This window comes from Microcoleus sp. S13_C3, assembly GCF_036700905.1.
In the GTDB taxonomy this organism is placed as follows: Bacteria; Cyanobacteriota; Cyanobacteriia; order Cyanobacteriales; family Microcoleaceae; genus Microcoleus.
This window is the reverse complement of the sequence record NZ_JAUBPT010000332.1, coordinates 1-2,037: the sequence shown is the minus strand read 5'-3', so window position 1 is coordinate 2,037 and position 2,037 is coordinate 1. Positions and strand designations below refer to the sequence as shown.

The following is a 2,037-nucleotide window of genomic DNA, read 5'->3' as shown; positions in this document are numbered from 1 at the left end:
CCATCCCACAAGAGTTATTTTTTCTTGTGGGATGGGCCGAAGAGCCCGTCCTAATTATTTTTGCAAGAGGTCTAGTCTTTTTAATCACTTTAATATCTGAATAATAAGTAGATGGGCCTCAATAAACGCCACTTATTTTTTTGCCTGCGGGTACGAGAAAAGTTTAGTTTCACCCATCTACTTAGTGTTTGCCTATTTGTCGAAACTGGGGGAATTATCCGGTTGGTCTTCCGGGTATTCTACAGGTCGATACTCCACGTAGTCTGACGGCGGTGCTTCCACGTCGCGGTTGCTGGGGCGAGACCTCGATGATTCCGTAGGACGGGGTTTTTTGGTTCTCGGCGGCGTATCGGAACTGCGGTTTTCCGAAGCAGGGGGGCGACTGCTGCGGCTGCGGGTCGGTCTTTCTTCGGGGTTGTCTGAAACGTCCCAGTTGTCCGACTCTTGGGCAGGCGGGGCTTCTGGGCGAGAGGGACGTTTGCGCGAGGCTCGATCGGGCGAGTCGGGCCGTCCGGTGTTAACGCTGCCGTTGCGATTCGAGGGGCGGCGGCGGGGTTCGTCGTCGTAGGCTTCACGAGAGGAACGGTAGTCTTGGCTGCCTCTGATGCGGGGACGCGGCGGATAGTCTTCCTCTGGTTCTAGCTGTTCCATTTCGGAATCATAGCCGTCGTAACCGTAGGCGTTGCTGACCGGTCGCTCTTCATCTACGTATTGGGCGCGACTTTTGGCTTGGGCTGTGGTCGCTCCTCGCAGCTTAATGCTTTCTGCTGCAAAAAATATGGCGGAACCGGTGAGCAGAAATTGACCGAATGCCAGAATTGGGTCAAGCCGCCACCCCTGAAATAACAGAATACCGCCGCACAGCAAGCCGACTGCTGCAAAAAAAATATCGTGGTCTCGGGCTAGTTTGGGACGCCACGATCGCAGAAAATACAGTCCTGCCCCTGCTACTGCTAGGATAATCCCTAACAGGCTGCTCCAGTTCAATCCTAAATTGACCATTAGCCTATCTCCTATGTCTTTCCTATGTTAGCGAGTTAGATTTTACATCTATCATTAAGTCTGTCAGCCCGACTGTGCTTTCTGGGGCAGCGTCCGGTCAGGGTTTCAGCTTGGGAAGTGAGTATAATAATGAGTTTAACGGGAAAAAACCTCAGCTTGGCAGTCAACTGAAGGTTTTGCCTTGACAGTTGCTGGCAGCCGAGGTTTCTCGGATCGGGGAAATGCCCGACGTGTAGCCCACAATTGACTTGCAGCGCCGGACTTAGAAACCCGCTGACTTTTTAGGTGCGCTTGATTTTGTCTTTTTGGCTGATGAAGATCAGGGCTATCGTTGCTGGAATCACTACCACTGTCACGCCCACCAGCAGGCTGTACAAAAAGTTCGCGAGAGAAGGAGTCATAGATTCAAAGCCTTTGTTACAACAATTTGATTTTTATTAATTTTATACTTTCGATCGCACCTGTGAAACGGTTAAAATTCTGAAGGGCTGACTTAACAAAACTTAAAATTTCGAGATAAGACCCATGACTGGTATTACCGTTGCAAGTTGGATTCTGGGCTCTGTCCTAGTCGTGATGACTTTGCTGTTTATTTTTCGGATCGTTCTGACTTGGTATCCCGAGGTGAACCTGAGCAAGTTGCCGTTGAGTCTGATTGCTTGGCCGACGGAACCTTTTTTAGCCGTAACTAGAAAGATTGTACCGCCGATCGGCGGGGTGGACATTACGCCGATTATTTGGGTTGGTATCTGTAGCTTGCTGCGAGAAATGATTCTCGGTCAGCAAGGGCTACTGACAATGATGATGTAAGAGTCAGCGGGCATGGGGCATGGGGCATTGGGCATGGGCATGGGGCATGGGGCATGGGGCATGGGGCATGGGGCATGGGGCATTGGGCATTGTTGACTGTTGACTGTTGACTGTTGACTGTTGACTGTTGGCTGGAAAGCTCACCACCGTCAACTGCCAACTGCCAACTGCCAACTGCCAACTGCCAACTGCCAACTGCCAACTGCCAACTGCCAACTGCCAACT

The 2,037-nt window shown here is 51.1% G+C and carries 4 protein-coding genes; 1 reads left to right on the top strand and 3 read right to left on the bottom strand.

What is annotated here, in order from left to right; genetic code table 11:
* Positions 1-192: 192 nt before the first annotated feature.
* The gene (locus QUA16_RS36475) at positions 193-1,002 is read right to left on the bottom strand and encodes a Ycf66 family protein (protein ID WP_333106938.1); all 810 of its coding nucleotides are present in this window, start codon (positions 1,000-1,002) and stop codon (positions 193-195) included.
* Between the two features lie 281 nt (positions 1,003-1,283).
* Positions 1,284-1,403: a photosystem II reaction center X protein gene (psbX, locus tag QUA16_RS36470; RefSeq protein ID WP_333041933.1), complete on the bottom strand. Its 120-nt coding sequence runs from the start codon at positions 1,401-1,403 to the stop codon at positions 1,284-1,286.
* A 124-nt stretch (positions 1,404-1,527) separates the two neighbouring features.
* Here psbX and QUA16_RS36465 point away from each other — a divergent pair, with 124 nt between their 5' ends.
* On the top strand, positions 1,528-1,812 hold the full coding sequence (locus tag QUA16_RS36465) for a YggT family protein (protein WP_006634856.1): 285 nt from the start codon (positions 1,528-1,530) through the stop codon (positions 1,810-1,812).
* Between the two features lie 3 nt (positions 1,813-1,815).
* Here QUA16_RS36465 and QUA16_RS36460 read toward each other — a convergent pair.
* Positions 1,816-2,037: hypothetical protein (locus QUA16_RS36460; protein ID WP_333106941.1), on the bottom strand; the 222-nt coding region annotated here is incomplete at its 5' end.

Bases quoted from the DNA above. Each gene is read 5' to 3' on its own strand.
- psbX (WP_333041933.1), bottom strand. From the start codon at position 1,403: ATGACTCCTTCTCTCGCGAACTTTTTGTACAGCCTGCTGGTGGGCGTG.
- QUA16_RS36465 (WP_006634856.1), top strand. From the start codon at position 1,528: ATGACTGGTATTACCGTTGCAAGTTGGATTCTGGGCTCTGTCCTAGTC.
- QUA16_RS36475 (WP_333106938.1), bottom strand. From the start codon at position 1,002: ATGGTCAATTTAGGATTGAACTGGAGCAGCCTGTTAGGGATTATCCTA.